This is a genomic window from Staphylococcus schweitzeri (genome assembly GCF_002902405.1).
In the GTDB taxonomy this organism is placed as follows: domain Bacteria; phylum Bacillota; class Bacilli; order Staphylococcales; family Staphylococcaceae; genus Staphylococcus; species Staphylococcus schweitzeri.
In genome coordinates this window covers 115821-134096 of record NZ_PPQS01000039.1, presented here as the reverse complement: position 1 = coordinate 134096, position 18276 = coordinate 115821, and the positions used below count along the sequence as shown (strand labels likewise).

Here is an 18276-nt window from a genome sequence, read left to right as displayed (position 1 = left end):
TAGTTCTTCAATGTATCATACGATGCATCATGGCCTAGTCAGTTTTTATTTGTTGTTAGGAAGATAAATATTTTGAATTTGATTTAACATATTTTCTATGGTCTTTGCTTTAGTAAATTGTTATATACTTCTTTAAATTGTTGTTCGCTTTTCGATGTTGTTTTTGGTTCATAATATATTTTGTTTTTAAGTTTATCAGGCAAATATTGTTGTGAAACATAACCGTTCACATATTGGTGTGGATATTTGTAGCCAATAGCACGACCTAAATCTTTTGCACCTTGATAGTGTCCGTCTTTTAAATGATTTGGAATTTGACCGACATTTCCTTTTCTGATATCTGATAATGCGCTGTCAATAGCGCTCATTGCTGAGTTAGACTTAGGAGATAAACACAGTTCAATGACTGCTTGGCTTAAAGGTATTCTGGCTTCAGGTAAACCAAGGCGCTCAGCTGATACAATAGCAGCAAGTGTTCTTTGACCGGCATTTGGTGACGCTAAGCCGATATCTTCATAACTGATGACTAACAAACGTCGGACAATTGTAGGTAAGTCTCCAGCTTCAATTAATCGTGCTAGATAATGTAAAGCAGCATTCACATCGCTACCGCGAATAGATTTTTGGAATGCACTCATAACATCATAATGCATGTCTCCATCTTTATCACTTACAAATGCACCTTTCTGTAGACAATCTTTCGCATCTTGTAATGTAATGTGTCGATTTCCATCTTTATCTACTTCAGCACTCAATACAGCTAATTCAAGTGCATTTAAGGTACTTCGAACATCACCTTGACTTTGTGTAGAAAAGTAAATCATCGCATCTTCATCAATTTTTGCTTGGTATTTCTTTAATCCATTCTCATCATCTTCAACTGCACGATTTAATGCACGACGGACATCATCATCGTTAAGTGGATATAGTTCAAAAATTTGCGCTCTTGAGCGAATTGCAGGATTAATGGCATGATAAGGATTAGAAGTTGTAGCACCAATTAAAATGATTTTACCGTTTTCTAAATGTGGCAATAAAAAATCTTGTTTAGCTTTATCTAATCGATGTATTTCATCTAGTAGTAATATGACTTGACCAGACATTTTAGCTTCTTCTACAACGAGTTGCATATCCTTTTTCGTATTTGTTACCGCATTCAATTGTCTAAACTTGTATTGAGTGCTTCCAGAAATAGCTTTAGCAATACTTGTTTTTCCAATACCAGGTGGGCCATAAAAAATCATCGAGGATAATTTTTTAGTGTCAACCATTCTTCTAATTATGCCGCGTGGACCAACTAAATGTTGTTGGGAAATAATTTCATCTATATTTTTAGGGCGCATTCTCGACGCTAATGGTTCTGTACTCACATTTGTCACACCTTTCTAATACTATCTTAACGTAAAAAATGATAAAATGGGAATATGAATATTCGAATTAAGTGAGGTTATATAATGAAAATTTCTACTAAAGGGAGATATGGACTTACATTAATGATTTCCCTTGCTAAAAAAGAAGGGCAAGGATGTATATCATTAAAGTCAATCGCTGAAGAAAATAATTTAAGCGATTTGTATTTAGAACAACTCGTAGGTCCACTAAGAAATGCGGGATTAATTCGAAGTGTACGCGGCGCTAAAGGTGGCTATCAATTAAGAGTACCAGCGGAAGAAATCTCAGCAGGGGATATTATTAGACTATTAGAAGGTCCAATTACGTTTGTTGAAAGTATTGAATCAGAACCGCCCGCACAAAAACAATTATGGATTCGTATGAGAGATGCTGTTAGAGACGTTTTAGATAATACGACATTGAAATATTTGGCGGAATATGTCGATACAAGTGAAGATTTAGATGGATACATGTTTTATATTTAATTATTTTTAGAGTTTGAAAATTAATATGAGAACTAAATTATATTATGTTTAAAACGCCTCCTTTGTGGTATATAAAATTATACATCAGAGGAGGTTTTACTATGGCAGATGAAAGTAAATTCGATCAATTTAAAGGAAACGTTAAAGAAACGGTAGGGAACGTAACAGATAATAAAGAATTAGAAAAAGAAGGACAAGAAGATAAAGCGGCTGGTAAAGCAAAAGAAGTCGTTGAAAATGCTAAAAACAAAATAACAGATGCAATTGACAAACTAAAAAAATAAATACAAATAACTTTTCACAAGAGGAGAGATAAATATGAGTTTTATGGATAAAGCTAAAGATGCAGTAGATAAATTTAAAAATAGTGACAATGAACAAGTTCAAAAAGTAAAAGATAAAATTAATGAGTATACAGGTTCAAATAAAGAAGAGAAAAAAGAAGACGAAGATAAATAATTTTATTTAAAAGTTAATATATCAAATAAAAACGTTATTTTTTCGTTAGCAATAAATAACTCCCCATTTCATAAACATTCAAAAGTTTAATGGAAATGGGGAGATTTATATTTTCTCAAATAATTTTAAGAAAATTTATGACAATACATAAAGTAGATTAGGTAGCTAATCTGTTGAGGTTGAGACATAAAGTTTTTGTGCTCTGGGAAACCGATTAACGGTGTTCCAAAAGCAGGATTTTCGGTAGAAACTCTCACGATTAGACAAAATTTAGAAAACAATTTTGCTCATCGTTCTGTTCTGCTCAAATTCTAAACACTTTTGTCCCGACCTCTTCCCTACAATTTTTATGAAAATATATAGTTGAGCGTATTCAAAATAAAACATTTATCGCATTTTAAAATATTCTATTGGTTCATCTGATCTATAACGTTTTTAAATCTACGATACGATTCGATTTGCTTGTCTTTATCATAAATGTAACTTACGACCATTATTTCATTTACTTCACCATAAGCAGTAATAAATTTTTGAATCTGTTGTTTGACAGTATGTTCAGATCCGATTAATGAATGACGTTGTCTGTCCATGGCCATTGCGTATTCTCTTGGTGTTAACAAACTTTGTAATTCATGAGTTGGAGGCTGGACTGGTTGCATTCTTCCTCGTGTTATACTAACCATCACTTGTGCCATTGTCGATGCTAGGAACTGTGCTTCGTCATCAGTTTCGGCAACAATTGCATTTAAGCAAACAATCACATATGGTTCATCTAATACATCAGAAGGTTCAAATAATTCTTTGTAAATTTCGATTGCCTCTTTCATTTGTTGAGGTGCAAAATGGCCTGCGAATACGTAAGGAAGTCCTTTACGAGCAGCTAAGTGAGCAGAGTCAGTCGACGAACCAAGAATATATAATGGTACATGTTTATCAACTGCTGGGTAAGCTCGTACATATGCTTGTTGGTTACTAGGACCAAAATGTTGTTGTAATAATGACACTTCTTCAGGAAATTTATATACGCCATCATGTTGATCGCGTCTTAATGCGCTCGCTGTCATCATATCTGTTCCAGGTGCACGACCTAGTCCTAAATCAACGCGATTAGGGAATAATGTTTCCATAGTGCCAAATTGCTCGGCAACAATTAAAGGCGCATGGTTAGGCAACATGATACCTCCAGAGCCAACACGAATCTGTTTAGTATGTTCCAAAGTATGTTGAATTAATAGAGCTGTGGCAGAACTGACTAAATTTGGTGCATTATGATGTTCAGCAATCCAGTATCGTTCGTATGATAAATCATCTAAGTTTTGTGCAAGTGTGATCATATCACTAATTGCAGTACGCTCATCCTCACCTTCGCGAATCGGTACAAGGTTTAAAGCTGAATATTTAATCGTCATTTTTGCAACGTCCTTTCATCTATATGATATAAGAAGTATATCAGTAGAATTTGAAGATAAATATAAAATTGCTCAATTTAAAAAGAGTTTTGTATCACAAAAGACAAATTTCAAATAATCTAGAATTACTGATTTTAAAAAACGACATAATTAAAATGCTAAAGTTTAAAAAGTCTCTCGATAAGCAAGTAAAGAAAATGGTAAAATATAATTAAAAACATTATAAATAAAGTTAAACAGAAAAGTAGAAAAATAGTATGTAAGGTGCTATTATTGGAGCATTGATAAAATTGTGAGGAGTGTCCAAACATGGAAATTTATGCAGACTATGCTGCGACCACGCCAGTAAAACCTGAAGTGATAGATGCAATGATGACAATATATAATTCTCATTACGGTAACCCATCTTCAATTCATGCTAAAGGTAGAGATGCACGTAAATATTTAGATGAATCAAGACGTAAAATTGGACAATTATTAGGTGCAAATACCCATGAAATTATATTTACAAGTGGTGCAACAGAATCAAATAATACTGCAATTAAAGGCATAGTAAAAGCGAATGAACAGTTAGGTAATCATATTATTACTTCAAAAATAGAACATCATTCCGTGTTACATGTATTTGAACAACTTGAACGAGAAGGATTTGATGTAACTTATCTTGATGTTGATGATACTGGTGCAATATACTTAGACCAACTAGAAGAGACAATTACAGATAAGACAATTTTAGTATCGATTATGTTTGTAAATAATGAAGTTGGTACAGTTCAACAAATTTATGATATTCAAGATATCATCGCTGAAACTAATGCATATTTCCATGTTGATGCAGTACAAGCAATAGGACATCTTGATGTTAAATTTGATGAATTTAATATTGATGCAATGAGTATTACTGCACATAAATTTGGCGGTCCTAAAGGTGTAGGTGCATTGCTTGTTAAAGATCATGTAACATTAGATTATCCTCAACTTGGGGGAGAACAAGAATTGAAGCGTCGTGCAGGAACTGAAAATCTTGCACAAATAGTTGGAATGGCTAAAGCATTACAATTAGCAGAAGAAAACCGAGATAATAATAATATTCAGTTAATGAATTTGAAAGAGCAATTTTTAGTGAAGCTACAAGAAAGAGCCATTCCGTTTGAATTAAATGGTTCTATGACGGATGCAACAGGACATATTGTAAATCTTTATTTCCCATTTGTTGAAGTAGAAACAATGTTAACTTTACTGGATATGGCACAAATTTATGTTTCATCAGGTTCAGCTTGTACAGCAGGTTCAACACAGCCATCTCATGTTTTAGATGCGATGTTTGAAGATGAAGAACGTTCAAATCATTCAATTAGATTTAGCTTTAACGAATTAACTACTGAAAATGAAATAAATACAATTGTAGCTGAAATTCATAAAATATATTTTAAATTTAAGGAGGAGTCATAAGTGTCAAATAATGATATTCGTGTTGTTGTCGGCATGTCAGGCGGTGTAGATAGTTCTGTAACAGCACATGTATTAAAAGAACAAGGTTATGATGTTATAGGCATATTTATGAAAAACTGGGACGACACAGATGAAAATGGTGTGTGTACAGCCACAGAAGATTACAATGATGTTATTGAAGTTTGTAATCAAATAGGCATTCCATACTATGCTGTGAATTTCGAGAAAGAATACTGGGATAAAGTATTTACGTATTTCTTAGATGAATATAAAAAAGGACGCACACCAAACCCAGATGTAATGTGTAATAAAGAAATAAAATTCAAAGCATTTTTAGATCATGCGATGAATTTAGGTGCAGATTATGTGGCAACAGGACATTATGCACGTATTCGTCGTCATGAAGATGGACACGTTGAAATGTTACGAGGCATCGATAATAATAAAGATCAAACGTATTTCTTAAATCAATTATCGCAAGATCAACTTTCAAATGTAATGTTCCCAATCGGAGATATCGAAAAGAGTGAAGTACGTCGTATTGCTGAAGAACAAGGACTAGTTACAGCCAAGAAAAAAGACTCAACAGGTATTTGTTTTATCGGTGAGAAAAACTTTAAAACATTCTTATCTCAATATTTACCTGCACAACCAGGTGATATGGTTACACTTGATGGTAAAAAAATGGGCAAACATAGTGGTTTGATGTATTATACGATTGGTCAAAGACATGGATTAGGTATCGGTGGCGACGGTGATCCTTGGTTTGTCGTCGGTAAAAATTTAAAAGATAATATTCTATATGTAGAACAAGGATTCCATCACAATGCGCTTTACAGCGATTATCTTATTGCTTCTGATTATTCGTTTGTTAATCCTGAAGATAATGATTTAGACAAAGGTTTTGAATGTACTGCAAAATTTAGATATCGACAAAAAGATACTAAAGTTTTTGTAAAGCGTGAAAATGACCATGCTTTACGTGTCACTTTTGATGAACCTGTAAGAGCAATTACACCTGGACAAGCTGTTGTCTTTTATCAAGGTGATGTTTGTCTTGGCGGAGCAACAATTGATGATGTATATAAAAATGCAGGTCAACTAAATTATGTCGTATAAATGTTTGTAATTTAAAGGGATATAAATATTATCAATATATGATATGTGAATAATAATCCATGATGCAGCCTGAGACAATATCATGTCTTGGGCATTTTTTATTGGATGAAAAATACATAATAATTTTAAATGACGACTGTCATAAGATTTGAGACAGGATAATTATCGAAATGTTATAATTGTTAAGAAATGAGGTTCGGACATGATAGATCAACATACAATATATCAATACATTCAAAATGGGCAAATAGAAGCTGCGTTACAAGCACTTTTCGATAATATCGAAGAAAATCCTACTATAATTGAAAACTATATTAATGCCGGTATTGTTTTAGCAGATGCAAATGAGATTGAAAAAGCAGAACGATTTTTCCAGAAAGCTTTAACAATCGATTCACAAAATGGTATTGTTTTTTATAATTTAGCTAACATATATTACAATCAACAACGTTATCAAGAATCGATTAAATTATACCAACAAGCGTTGCGAACAAACATTGAACAAGTTGATTGTAACTATATGATTGGTATGGCGTTTAATCAATTAGAAGCATTTAAACAAGCCTTACCATTTTTAATGACTGCTGCTGAATTAGATGAAAATAATGATATAGAAGTTCAATTTCAATATGGCCTTGTCTTATGTCAACTTGAAATGTTCGATGAAGCTATTACACAACTTAAACATGTTTTAACTATTGATGAAAATCATGTTGATGCAAGATACAACTTAGGCTTAGCAACATTTATGAAAAATGAAGATATTGACGAAGCTATCGGCCATTTTAAAGAAGCGGTAAGAATTGACCCTAAACATTTGTTAAGTCAACACGCATTGAAAACATTCACCACAATGAAAGAGGAGGAATAGTATGTCAGACCCTACACTATTTGATTATTCGATGATCAAGGGTACTGTTGAAGCGATATTGTTTCAAAACAGTGATAATTTTTATACGGTACTCAAAGTAGATACCATAGAAACAAATGAAGATTTTGACACAATGCCGACAGTCGTAGGGTTTCTTCCAAATATTGTTGAAGGAGATGTCTACACATTTAAAGGACAAGTTGTTGAACATCCTCGTTATGGTAAACAATTAAAAGCCGAAACATTTGAAAAAGAATTACCACAAACTAAAGAAGCTATCATAAGTTATTTATCAAGTGAATTGTTTAAAGGTGTTGGTAAAAAGACTGCTCAAAATATTGTAAATACACTAGGTGAAAATGCGATTAACGATATATTAGATGATCCAACTGTATTGGAAAAAGTTTCAGGGTTACCGAAAAAGAAACAAAAGCAAATTGCAGAACAAATTTCAGCAAATCAAGAATCAGAAAAAATTATGATTCGTTTGCATGATTTAGGATTCGGTCCTAAACTTTCAATGGCAATTTATCAATTTTATCTTGGAGACACACTATCGATTTTAGATCAAAATCCATATCAATTAATTTACGATATTAAAGGGATTGGTTTTAACAAGGCGGATCAACTCGCTAGAAATATTGGTATAGCATATAACGATAATGAGCGATTAAAAGCAGCATTGCTTTATACATTAGAGGAAGAATGCATAAAACAAGGACATACTTATTTGCCTGTTAATGTTGTAATTGATTTAACTGCTGATGTATTAAATTATCAAGATACTGAGTACATCGATTCTGAAAAGTTAGATGAAATGTTGCAATACTTGAATGAAGAAAAGAAATTAATCATCGATAATGAGCAGGTGGCCATTCCTAGCTTGTACTATTCAGAAATCAAAAGCGTTCAAAATTTATTTCGAATAAAGACGCATACAAATAAACTTACTGAAATTGAACAATCCGATTTACAAATGCATATTGGTGATATTGAAGATGCAAATCAAGTGAACTATGCAGCTTCACAAAGAGAAGCTTTACAAACAGCAATTAATTCTAAAGTAATGTTGTTAACTGGAGGTCCTGGTACTGGGAAAACGACAGTAATTAAAGGCATAGTAGAATTGTACGCTGAAATTCATGGTTTATCTTTAGATTATGATGATTATGTTAACGACGACTACCCTGTCGTATTAGCAGCGCCAACAGGTAGAGCATCAAAACGTCTACAAGAATCTACAGGATTAGAGGCAATGACTATTCATCGCTTAATTGGTTGGAATCAAGATACAAAGCCAGAGGATATACTAGATAATGAGATAAATGCACGATTAATAATTATTGATGAAATGTCAATGGTGGATACATGGCTGTTTCATCAGTTTTTAAGTGCGGTTCCATTAGATGCACAATTAATATTTGTAGGTGATGAAGATCAACTACCTTCAGTAGGTCCTGGACAAGTTTTTAAAGATTTAATTGAATCTAAAGCGATTCCTAGAGTGAATCTAACAGAAGTTTACCGACAACAAGATGGTTCAAGTATCATTGAATTAGCACATCGAATGAAATTAGGACAGAAAATTGATATTACACAACGTTTTCATGATCGTAGTTTTATTAATTGCCAAGCTAATCAAATTCCAGATGTTGTTGAAAAAGTAGTAACTAGTGCAGTTAATAAAGGATATACGATGGCAGATATCCAAGTGCTTGCACCAATGTATAAAGGAAATGCTGGTATTAAACGATTAAATCAAGTTTTACAAGATATATTAAATCCTAAAGAAAAAGACACACGTGAAATTGAATTTGGTGATGTTGTATTTAGAAAAGGAGATAAAGTTCTACAACTTGTTAATCGACCTAATGACAATATATTTAATGGTGATATAGGTGTTATTGTTGGCATTTTTTGGGCTAAGGAAAATGCACTTAATAAAGATGTCCTTGTTGTTGATTTTGAAGGTAATGAAATTACATTTACAAAACAAGATATGACGGAGTTAACACATGCATATTGTACATCGATTCATAAATCACAAGGTTCAGAATTTCCAATTGTTATTATGCCGATTGTAAAACAATATTTTAGAATGTTACAAAGACCTATCTTATACACAGGTTTAACTAGGGCTAAAACAAGTTTGGTTTTACTGGGTGATTCAGAAGCATTTGATATTGGTTTGAAAACAAACGGGCAAGAACGTTTAACGCAGTTGTGCACATTATTAAAAGGATATTTTAATAATGACTCAGTTGAAAGTACGCTGTCCATTGTTGAAAACAGTACAAGTTCTAAACAAAATGATTCAACTGAGAGTGAAGATAATCAGATTGAATCACTGAACGATAACCCTGAAGAAGACTTATCTGAAAATCTATCAGTACAAAAAAGCAATATTGTTCTAACTGAAGCTACTATATTTAAAATAGATCCTATGATTAATATGGGGGAAATCACACCATATGACTTCATAGAACGTTGACAATACGCATAAATGTCACTAAAATAGAATTAAATTCGTATAAAGATGAGTAGTTAATGATTTGTATCTTAGAGATGTGCTGGTTGGTGTAAAGTACAACAAACATTAGTGAACGCTACTTTATGCACAACTGTATAGTCGATTTAAAGTGATAAGCGTCTTAAATACGTTTATAACTAGGGTGGTACCGCGATAACGTTCGTCCCTTTTGAGGATGGGCGTTTTTTATGTTTTATAAGATAAAACATATGCAAATTTTTTGTCGACGGTATAATTAAATCGATTATCTGTGTTATCAGTTTTTATGGAATGAAATTTTAAAAACAGTAAATAGGATGTGTAAATGATGAAAAAGTTAAAAGCGAGTGAAATTAGACAAAAATATCTTGATTTCTTTGTTGAAAAAGGACATATGGTAGAACCTTCAGCACCTTTAGTACCGATTGATGATGATACATTATTATGGATTAATTCAGGTGTAGCAACATTAAAGAAATATTTTGATGGTCGTGAAATACCTAAAAAACCTAGAATTGTAAACTCTCAAAAAGCAATTCGTACAAATGATATTGAAAATGTTGGTTTCACAGCGCGCCACCATACATTCTTTGAAATGCTAGGTAACTTCTCAATTGGTGATTACTTTAAAAAAGAAGCGATTGAATTTGCTTGGGAATTTTTGACAAGTAACAAATGGATGGGTATGGAACCAGATAAGCTGTATGTCACAATTCATCCAGAAGATATGGAAGCATATAATATTTGGCATAATGATATCGGTCTTGAAGAAAGTCGTATTATTCGTATTGAAGGTAACTTCTGGGACATTGGTGAAGGACCTTCTGGACCAAATACTGAGATTTTCTATGATCGTGGTGAAGCATACGGGCAAGATGACCCAGCTGAAGAAATGTATCCTGGTGGAGAAAATGAACGTTATCTTGAAGTTTGGAATTTAGTGTTCAGTGAATTCAACCATAATAAAGATCACAGTTACACACCATTACCTAATAAAAATATTGATACCGGCATGGGGCTTGAACGTATGGCCTCAGTATCTCAAAATGTTCGTACAAACTATGAAACAGATTTATTTATGCCAATTATGAATGAAATTGAAAAAGTTTCAGGCAAACAATATTTAGTGAATAATGAGCAAGATGTGGCTTTTAAAGTTATTGCTGATCATATCCGTACAATTGCATTTGCAATCTCAGATGGTGCATTACCTGCAAATGAAGGACGAGGCTATGTGTTACGACGTTTATTACGTCGTGCTGTAAGATTTAGTCAAACATTAGGAATCAACGAACCATTTATGTATAAATTAGTTGATATTGTTGCAGATATTATGGAACCTTACTATCCAAATGTTAAAGAAAAAACAGATTTTATTAAGCGTGTTATCAAATCTGAAGAAGAGCGATTCCATGAAACATTAGAAGATGGCTTAGCAATTTTAAATGAATTAATTAAGAATGCAAAAACATCAACGAATGAAATTGATGGTAAAGATGCATTTAAATTATATGATACGTATGGTTTCCCAATTGAATTGACTGAAGAAATTGCGCTTCAAGAAGGATTAAACGTTGATATGACTACATTTGAGTCGGAAATGCAACAACAACGTGACCGAGCACGTCAAGCACGTCAAAATTCTCAATCAATGCAAGTTCAAAGTGAAGTATTGAAAAATATTACATCTGCAAGTACTTTTGTTGGTTATGATACTGCGACAGCTCAAACAACACTAACACACTTGATATATAATGGTGAAGAAGTAAACCAAGTTGAAGCGGGCGAAACAGTGTATTTCATGTTAACAGAAACACCATTTTATGCGGTAAGTGGTGGACAAGTTGCAGATACAGGTATAGTATTTAACGATAATTTTGAAATAGCTGTTAGCGAAGTAACAAAAGCACCAAATGGTCAAAACTTGCATAAAGGTGTGGTACAATTTGGTCAAGTTAATGTCGGTGTGACTGTGTCTGCTGAAGTAAATCAAAATGACCGACGTGACATTAAAAAGAACCATAGTGCTACACATTTACTACATGCTGCACTTAAGACAGTCTTAGGTGAGCATGTTAACCAAGCAGGTTCATTAGTAGAAGCAGATCGTTTACGATTTGATTTTTCTCATTTTGGACCTATGACAAATGAAGAAATTGATCAAGTTGAACGACTTGTTAACGAAGAAATTTGGAAAGGTATCGACGTAAATATTCAAGAAATGGATATTGCATCTGCTAAAGAAATGGGTGCGATGGCATTATTTGGTGAGAAATATGGTGATGTTGTACGTGTAGTAAATATGGCGCCATTTTCAATTGAATTATGTGGTGGTATCCATGTACGCAATACTTCTGAAATTGGTTTGTTCAAAATTGTAAGTGAGTCAGGTACAGGTGCAGGTGTTCGTAGAATTGAAGCTTTAACTGGAAAAGCAGCATTTTTATATTTGGAAGGCATTCAAAATAAATTTAATACTATGAAGTTACATCTTAAAGTTAAATCTGATGATCAAGTTGTTGATAAATTGACTCAATTACAAGACGAAGAGAAAAACTTATTAAAACAATTAGAGCAACGTGATAAAGAAATTACTGCACTTAAAATGGGTAATATTGATGATCAAGTAGAAGAGATTAATGGCTTTAAAGTATTGGTAACGGAAGTCGATGTGCCAAATGCTAAAGCAATTCGCTCGACAATGGATGATTTTAAATCTAAACTACAAGATACAATTATCATTCTTGCAAGTAATGTTGATGATAAAGTATCAATGGTTGCAACTGTCCCTAAATCTTTAACGAACCAAGTTAAAGCTGGTGACCTTATAAAAGAAATGGCACCAATCGTTGGCGGTAAAGGTGGCGGTCGTCCAGATATGGCTCAAGGTGGCGGTACACAACCTGAAAATATCTCAAAATCATTAAGCTTTATTAAAGATTACATTAAAAATCTATAATTTAAAGCCATAATATTGTATGATGATAGTGAGTTATATTTGTAATTAAAGGAGTGTCGCAAATGGAAAACTTTGATAAAACAATGAAATTCGACTATGAAGAGCTTCCAACACAAGACGTTAGAGATGTTTTAAATAATGTTTATCGTACATTAGATGAACGAGGATATAATGCCGTTAACCAAATTGTTGGTTACTTATTATCAGGTGACCCTGCGTATATTCCACGCCAAAATGAAGCAAGAAACCAAATTCGTCATATCGATAGAGATGTCATTATGGAAGAACTTGTTTCATACTATTTAAAAGAGCAAAATAAATAATTTATGTTACAGCATAAAATTTTAGGACTAGATGTTGGTAGTAGGACTGTAGGAATTGCAATTAGTGATTTAATGGGTTGGACGGCACAAGGATTAGACACACTCCGTATCAATGAAGAAAATAATGAACTAGGTATTGAACAATTATCGGACATTATTAAGAAACATAACGTAGGTACAGTCGTAATAGGACTACCTAAAAACATGAATAATTCAATAGGTTTTCGTGGGGAGGCATCTCTAACATATAAAGAGAAATTGCAAGAAGCTTGCCCTTCTATTGAAATTGTGATGTGGGATGAAAGATTAAGCACAATGGCTGCTGAACGATCATTATTAGAAGCAGATGTTTCAAGACAAAAAAGAAAACAAGTGATTGATAAAATGGCAGCAGTATTTATTTTACAAGGCTATTTAGATTCACTACATTAAAAGGAGATTTTACTATGACTGAACATAATCATGATTCACAACTAGAAATTAATAATGAAGAGGAATTATTAACTTTATTTGATGAAGAAGGTAATGAAGTTTTATACCGTAAAGTATTAGAATTTTATCATCCGGAATTCAAAAAAGAATACGTTATTTTAGCTGAAGAAGGTGCACAATCAGATGAAGATGACATGATTGAACTTGTACCAATGATTAACGAACCAGATGAGTCAGGTGACGGTGGTAAATTAGTACCAATCGAAACTGATGAAGAATGGGATATGATTGAAGAAGTCGTTAATACAGAAATGGAAGAATAAAAAACACAAGTCACTCTTGCTTGCCTATAGATGGTTAAGCAAGAGTTTTTTGATGTCAATAATTCATATTTAATTAACGCTTATAATTTTGTTTAAAATATGGTAAAATATCTAAAGTTAATTTTTATATGAATGATTCGCTTCTAAGAATAAAATAGCATTGCGTCTAACACGAAATCAGTCATTTAATTGATTGGCACGATCAAAATCAATTGTGAAGGCTGATTTATTTTATTGTCATAATCATATTGACTTATTTTACATAAAGGAAGTTTAAAACATGGATGATCTAAATAAAAAATATTTAACAGATTTACATCAACATCAAAATACTTCTATTGAAGTATTGCGCGAATTTGCCGAAGTAAATGAAGTGCCAATCGTAGATCGTTTAACATTAGATTTGATTAAGCAATTGATTCGTATGAATAATATTAAAAATATTTTAGAAATTGGCACAGCAATAGGATATAGTTCTATGCAATTTGCTTCATTATCTAATGATATTCATGTCACTACTATAGAGCGTAATGAGACGATGATTAAGTATGCGAAACAAAATTTTGCTGAGTTTAAACTTGAAAATCAAATTCGTTTAATTGAAGGTAATGCATTAGAGCAATTTGAAAATGTAAATGACAAAGTTTATGATATGATATTTATTGATGCAGCAAAAGCGCAATCGAAGAAGTTTTTTGAAATATATACACCACTTTTAAAACAACAAGGTCTCGTTATTACAGATAATGTTTTATATCACGGTTTCGTTTCAGATATTGGAATCGTTAGGTCGAGAAATGTAAGACAGATGGTTAAAAAAGTTCAAGATTATAATGAGTGGTTAATACAGCAACCGGGATATACAACGAATTTTTTAAATATAGATGACGGATTAGCGATTTCAATTAAAGGAGAATGAATATGACAGAATTACTTGTCACACCCAAGTCATTAAACCACATGGAAACACTTATTGATATAGGTGCAGATGCTTTTGTAATTGGTGAACAAAAGTTTGGCTTAAGACTTCCTGGGGAGTTCAATAGACAACTAATGACAGAAGCTGTTGCGTTAGCGCATGAAAATGGTAAAAAAGTATACGCAGCTGTTAATGGTTTATTCCATAATTATCATTTAGATGCTGTAGAAGATTATATTAATTTTTTACATGAAATAAGGGTAGATAGAATTATATTCGGAGATCCAGCTGTAGTGATGTATGTTAAAGCTCAAGAAAATCCTATTCAACTTCATTGGAATGCAGAAACGTTAGTAACAAACCATTTTCAATGTAATTACTGGGGTAAAAGAGGGGCGTCTAGAGCTGTTTTAGCACGTGAATTAAATTTAGATGAAATCATAAATATTAAAGAAAATTCAGATGTTGAAATAGAAGTTCAAGTCCAAGGTATGACATGTATGTTCCAATCTAAACGTATGTTACTTGGTAATTATTACACTTTCCAAGATCGTCAGATGAAAATAGAACGTCGCAATGATGAACAATCTTTATTACTTTACGATGAAGAAAGACAAAATAATTATCCTGTATATGAAGATTATAATGGGACACATATTATGTCACCGAATGATATTTGCTTAATTGAAGAATTAGCACCATTTTTTGAAGCTGGTATAGACGCTTTTAAAATAGATGGTATTTTACAAACAGAAGAATATATTAATGTTGTAACGGAACAGTATCGTCACGCGATAGATTTATACAATGAAGACCCTGAAATTTATGAAGATGAGAAATTTATGTTGATGGATCCAATAGAAGAAATTCAACCTGATCATCGCCCATTTGACGAAGGTTTCTTATATAAACAGACAGTATACTAAGGAGGAGAATTATGAAAACAATTGAAGAGATTAAATCAACTCCTAAAACAGTTATGAAGAAACCAGAATTATTAGCACCTGCAGGAAACTTAGAAAAATTAAAAATTGCTGTTCATTATGGTGCAGATGCAGTATTTTTAGGCGGTCAAGAATATGGACTACGTTCTAATGCTGATAATTTCACAATGGAAGAAATAGCTGAAGGTGTTGAATTTGCAAATCGTTACGGTGCTAAAATTTATGTAACAACTAATATTATTGCACATGATGAGAATATTGAAGGATTAGGAACATATTTACGTAATCTAGAAAAGACTGGGGCAACTGGGATTATTGTTGCGGACCCATTAATTATAGAAACATGTAAAGAAGTTGCACCAAAACTTGAAATCCATTTATCAACACAACAATCGCTTTCTAATTACAAAGCTGTAGAATATTGGAAAGAAGAAGGGTTGGATCGTGTTGTACTAGCACGTGAAACAGGCGCTATGGAAATGCGTGAAATGAAAGAAAAAGTTGATATTGAAATCGAAGCATTTATCCATGGTGCGATGTGTATTGCTTATTCAGGAAGATGCACATTAAGTAATCATATGACTGCAAGAGATTCGAATCGTGGTGGATGTTGTCAAAGTTGCCGTTGGGATTATGAATTATTAGAAGTTGATGATAACGGTGAACTTGATGTATTTTATAATCAAGGTGGAGTAACACCATTTGCGATGAGTCCAAAAGATTTAAAATTAATCGAATCTATTCCTCAAATGATGGATATAGGTGTAGATTCATTGAAAATTGAAGGACGTATGAAATCAATTCATTATATTGCGACAGTCGTCTCAGTATATCGTAAAGTTATTGATGCCTATGCAGCTGACCCTGAAAACTTCAAAATTAACCCAGAGTGGTTAATTGAATTAGATAAGTGTGCAAATAGAGATACTGCGCCAGCATTTTTTGAAGGAACGCCAGGTTACGAAGAGCAAATGTTTGGCCAGCAACAATCGAAAAAGTCGCCATTTGATTTTTGTGGATTAGTTTTAGATTATAATGAAGATACAAAAATTGCGACGATTCAACAACGTAATAATTTTAAACCAGGTCAAGAAATTGAATTCTTTGGTCCAGAAATTGAAACATTTACACAAGTAGTAGAAGCAATTTATGATGAAGAAGGTAACAGCTTAGACGCGGCGCGCCATCCATTACAAATCGTTCAAATTAAAGTGGATCGCCCGATATATCCAAACAACATGATGAGAAAGGAAATTGGCTAATGAAGGCTACTACAATCATTGGTATAGCTGGTGGATCAGGCTCAGGTAAAACAACTGTAACAAATGAAATTATGAAAAATCTAGAAGGGCATAGTGTTGCATTGTTAGCACAAGATTACTATTATAAAGACCAAACGCACTTGACTTTCGAAGAGCGACTAGAAACCAATTATGACCATCCGTTTGCGTTTGATAACGATTTATTAATCGAAAATCTTAAAGATTTAAAAAATGGCAAAGCAGTAGAAGTACCTACATATGATTATGCTAGCCATACAAGAAGTGACATTACCATTGATTTTAAACCTAAAGATGTTATCATCGTAGAAGGTATTTTTGCTTTAGAAAATAAGGTATTACGTGATATGATGGATGTTAAAATATATGTTGATACAGATGCTGATTTAAGAATACTACGTCGTTTAACACGAGATACTAAGGAACGCGGCCGTTCAATGGATTCTGTAATCAATCAATATTTAAGCGTTGTTAGACCTATGCATGACCAATTTATTGAACCAACGAAGAAATATGCTGATATAATTATTCCTGAAGGTGGTAGTAATAAAGTTGCAATAGATATCATGACAACGAAAATTCAATCTTTAGTTAGTAAACAATAGTATAACTCAGTAAAGGAAGATGACATTATGGAAAATCAAAAGCAATATCCAATGACTCAAGAGGGTTATGAAAAACTAGAACGTGAATTAGAAGAATTAAAAACGGTAAAACGTCCAGAAGTAGTAGAAAAAATTAAAGTAGCACGTTCATTCGGTGATTTATCAGAGAACTCAGAGTATGATGCAGCAAAAGATGAACAAGGGTTTATAGAACAAGATATTCAACGTATTGAACATATGTTAAGAAATGCATTAATCATTGAAGATACTGGCGATAACAATGTTGTTCAAATTGGTAAAACTGTAACATTTGTTGAGCTACCAGGTGATGAAGAAGAAAGTTATCAAATTGTAGGTTCAGCAGAATCTGATGCTTTTAATGGCAAAATTTCTAACGAATCACCAATGGCTAAAGCTTTAATTGGTAAAGGGTTAGATGATGAAGTTCGTGTACCTTTACCAAATGGTGGAGAAATAAATGTTAAAATTGTTAAAATTCAATAATTAATAATAAATCTATTTAGACTATGGTCGATGTATGTTAAACATGCGTTGGTCGTAGTCTTTTTTATTATGCTGAATTTCTTGCAATGGCTTATGACAAAGTTGCATACTCCACTGGTTAATGATTTGAAGAAGAGATAGTTTATGGTCACTACTTAATTTTAATTCTTTGAAAGAAAATGATGAGATTGAGACATAAAGTCATTGTGCTCTGGGAAACCGATTAACGGCGTCCTAAAAGCAGGATTTTCGACAGAAACTCTCACGATTCGACAAAATTTGGAAAACAAT

18 protein-coding genes are annotated in these 18276 nt (G+C 32.8%); 16 read left to right on the top strand and 2 right to left on the bottom strand.

What is annotated here, in order from left to right; genetic code table 11:
• Window positions 1-95: 95 nt before the first annotated feature.
• On the bottom strand, window positions 96-1370 hold the full coding sequence (locus tag CD116_RS08710; RefSeq protein WP_047549088.1) for a replication-associated recombination protein A: 1275 nt from the start codon (window positions 1368-1370) through the stop codon (window positions 96-98).
• Between the two features lie 84 nt (window positions 1371-1454).
• Between CD116_RS08710 and cymR the strand changes: the two genes are divergently transcribed.
• The 3 genes from cymR (at window position 1455) to CD116_RS08695 (ending at window position 2336) form a co-directional block, all read left to right on the top strand.
• On the top strand, window positions 1455-1877 hold the full coding sequence (gene cymR, locus CD116_RS08705; protein WP_000704122.1) for a cysteine metabolism transcriptional regulator CymR: 423 nt from the start codon (window positions 1455-1457) through the stop codon (window positions 1875-1877).
• A gap of 101 nt (window positions 1878-1978) precedes the next feature.
• Window positions 1979-2161, top strand: coding sequence for a CsbD family protein (locus CD116_RS08700; RefSeq protein ID WP_000752908.1), 183 nt, complete (start codon window positions 1979-1981; stop codon window positions 2159-2161).
• A 34-nt stretch (window positions 2162-2195) separates the two neighbouring features.
• Window positions 2196-2336, top strand: a complete 141-nt coding sequence (locus CD116_RS08695; RefSeq protein ID WP_000009234.1) for an SAS049 family protein — start codon at window positions 2196-2198, stop codon at window positions 2334-2336.
• Between the two features lie 407 nt (window positions 2337-2743).
• On the opposite strand, the gene CD116_RS08690 is transcribed toward CD116_RS08695, so the two are convergent.
• On the bottom strand, window positions 2744-3745 hold the full coding sequence (locus tag CD116_RS08690) for an LLM class flavin-dependent oxidoreductase (RefSeq protein WP_047549091.1): 1002 nt from the start codon (window positions 3743-3745) through the stop codon (window positions 2744-2746).
• A gap of 309 nt (window positions 3746-4054) precedes the next feature.
• Here CD116_RS08690 and CD116_RS08685 point away from each other — a divergent pair, with 309 nt between their 5' ends.
• The 13 genes from CD116_RS08685 to greA all read left to right on the top strand — a co-directional run bounded on the left by CD116_RS08685 (window position 4055) and on the right by greA (window position 17985).
• On the top strand, window positions 4055-5197 hold the full coding sequence (locus tag CD116_RS08685) for a cysteine desulfurase family protein (RefSeq protein WP_047426318.1): 1143 nt from the start codon (window positions 4055-4057) through the stop codon (window positions 5195-5197).
• Window positions 5198-6316, top strand: a complete 1119-nt coding sequence (mnmA, locus tag CD116_RS08680; RefSeq protein WP_047426320.1) for a tRNA 2-thiouridine(34) synthase MnmA — start codon at window positions 5198-5200, stop codon at window positions 6314-6316.
• 202 nt (window positions 6317-6518) lie between these two features.
• Window positions 6519-7187, top strand: coding sequence for a tetratricopeptide repeat protein (locus CD116_RS08675; RefSeq protein ID WP_047549093.1), 669 nt, complete (start codon window positions 6519-6521; stop codon window positions 7185-7187).
• Window position 7188: 1 nt separating this feature from the next.
• Entirely contained in the window at window positions 7189-9678 is a 2490-nt protein-coding gene (gene recD2 / locus CD116_RS08670; protein WP_047549096.1) for an SF1B family DNA helicase RecD2, read from the top strand.
• 346 nt (window positions 9679-10024) lie between these two features.
• Window positions 10025-12655 (top strand): alanine--tRNA ligase, encoded by a 2631-nt coding sequence (alaS, locus tag CD116_RS08665; RefSeq protein WP_047549099.1) that lies wholly within the window; start codon window positions 10025-10027, stop codon window positions 12653-12655.
• Window positions 12656-12717: 62 nt separating this feature from the next.
• Window positions 12718-12978 (top strand): IreB family regulatory phosphoprotein, encoded by a 261-nt coding sequence (locus tag CD116_RS08660; protein ID WP_000426912.1) that lies wholly within the window; start codon window positions 12718-12720, stop codon window positions 12976-12978.
• Window positions 12979-12981: 3 nt separating this feature from the next.
• Window positions 12982-13410: a Holliday junction resolvase RuvX gene (ruvX, locus tag CD116_RS08655; RefSeq protein WP_047426327.1), complete on the top strand. Its 429-nt coding sequence runs from the start codon at window positions 12982-12984 to the stop codon at window positions 13408-13410.
• A gap of 14 nt (window positions 13411-13424) precedes the next feature.
• A complete protein-coding gene (locus tag CD116_RS08650) occupies window positions 13425-13733 on the top strand; it encodes a DUF1292 domain-containing protein (RefSeq protein ID WP_000134779.1) in 309 nt (102 codons plus the stop codon).
• 280 nt (window positions 13734-14013) lie between these two features.
• Window positions 14014-14652: an O-methyltransferase gene (locus tag CD116_RS08645; protein ID WP_047448163.1), complete on the top strand. Its 639-nt coding sequence runs from the start codon at window positions 14014-14016 to the stop codon at window positions 14650-14652.
• A gap of 2 nt (window positions 14653-14654) precedes the next feature.
• Entirely contained in the window at window positions 14655-15578 is a 924-nt protein-coding gene (locus CD116_RS08640) for a peptidase U32 family protein (RefSeq protein ID WP_047549102.1), read from the top strand.
• A gap of 11 nt (window positions 15579-15589) precedes the next feature.
• Window positions 15590-16858, top strand: coding sequence for a peptidase U32 family protein (locus CD116_RS08635; protein WP_047549105.1), 1269 nt, complete (start codon window positions 15590-15592; stop codon window positions 16856-16858).
• Window positions 16858-17481, top strand: a complete 624-nt coding sequence (gene udk, locus CD116_RS08630; RefSeq protein ID WP_047530050.1) for a uridine kinase — start codon at window positions 16858-16860, stop codon at window positions 17479-17481. Before CD116_RS08635 ends, udk begins: the two co-directional genes overlap by 1 nt.
• Window positions 17482-17508: 27 nt before the next feature.
• On the top strand, window positions 17509-17985 hold the full coding sequence (gene greA, locus CD116_RS08625) for a transcription elongation factor GreA (RefSeq protein ID WP_047426335.1): 477 nt from the start codon (window positions 17509-17511) through the stop codon (window positions 17983-17985).
• The last annotated feature ends 291 nt before the right edge of the window (window positions 17986-18276 follow it).

Excerpts from the sequence above, each read along its gene's own strand:
- CD116_RS08640 (WP_047549102.1), top strand. The coding sequence starts at position 14,655 with ATGACAGAATTACTTGTCACACCCAAGTCATTAAACCACATGGAAACA.
- CD116_RS08690 (WP_047549091.1), bottom strand. The coding sequence starts at position 3,745 with ATGACGATTAAATATTCAGCTTTAAACCTTGTACCGATTCGCGAAGGT.
- CD116_RS08660 (WP_000426912.1), top strand. The coding sequence starts at position 12,718 with ATGGAAAACTTTGATAAAACAATGAAATTCGACTATGAAGAGCTTCCA.
- CD116_RS08685 (WP_047426318.1), top strand. The coding sequence starts at position 4,055 with ATGGAAATTTATGCAGACTATGCTGCGACCACGCCAGTAAAACCTGAA.
- recD2 (WP_047549096.1), top strand. The coding sequence starts at position 7,189 with ATGTCAGACCCTACACTATTTGATTATTCGATGATCAAGGGTACTGTT.
- cymR (WP_000704122.1), top strand. The coding sequence starts at position 1,455 with ATGAAAATTTCTACTAAAGGGAGATATGGACTTACATTAATGATTTCC.
- CD116_RS08645 (WP_047448163.1), top strand. The coding sequence starts at position 14,014 with ATGGATGATCTAAATAAAAAATATTTAACAGATTTACATCAACATCAA.
- alaS (WP_047549099.1), top strand. The coding sequence starts at position 10,025 with ATGAAAAAGTTAAAAGCGAGTGAAATTAGACAAAAATATCTTGATTTC.
- CD116_RS08650 (WP_000134779.1), top strand. The coding sequence starts at position 13,425 with ATGACTGAACATAATCATGATTCACAACTAGAAATTAATAATGAAGAG.
- udk (WP_047530050.1), top strand. The coding sequence starts at position 16,858 with ATGAAGGCTACTACAATCATTGGTATAGCTGGTGGATCAGGCTCAGGT.
- ruvX (WP_047426327.1), top strand. The coding sequence starts at position 12,982 with ATGTTACAGCATAAAATTTTAGGACTAGATGTTGGTAGTAGGACTGTA.
- CD116_RS08675 (WP_047549093.1), top strand. The coding sequence starts at position 6,519 with ATGATAGATCAACATACAATATATCAATACATTCAAAATGGGCAAATA.
- CD116_RS08635 (WP_047549105.1), top strand. The coding sequence starts at position 15,590 with ATGAAAACAATTGAAGAGATTAAATCAACTCCTAAAACAGTTATGAAG.
- CD116_RS08695 (WP_000009234.1), top strand. The coding sequence starts at position 2,196 with ATGAGTTTTATGGATAAAGCTAAAGATGCAGTAGATAAATTTAAAAAT.
- greA (WP_047426335.1), top strand. The coding sequence starts at position 17,509 with ATGGAAAATCAAAAGCAATATCCAATGACTCAAGAGGGTTATGAAAAA.
- CD116_RS08700 (WP_000752908.1), top strand. The coding sequence starts at position 1,979 with ATGGCAGATGAAAGTAAATTCGATCAATTTAAAGGAAACGTTAAAGAA.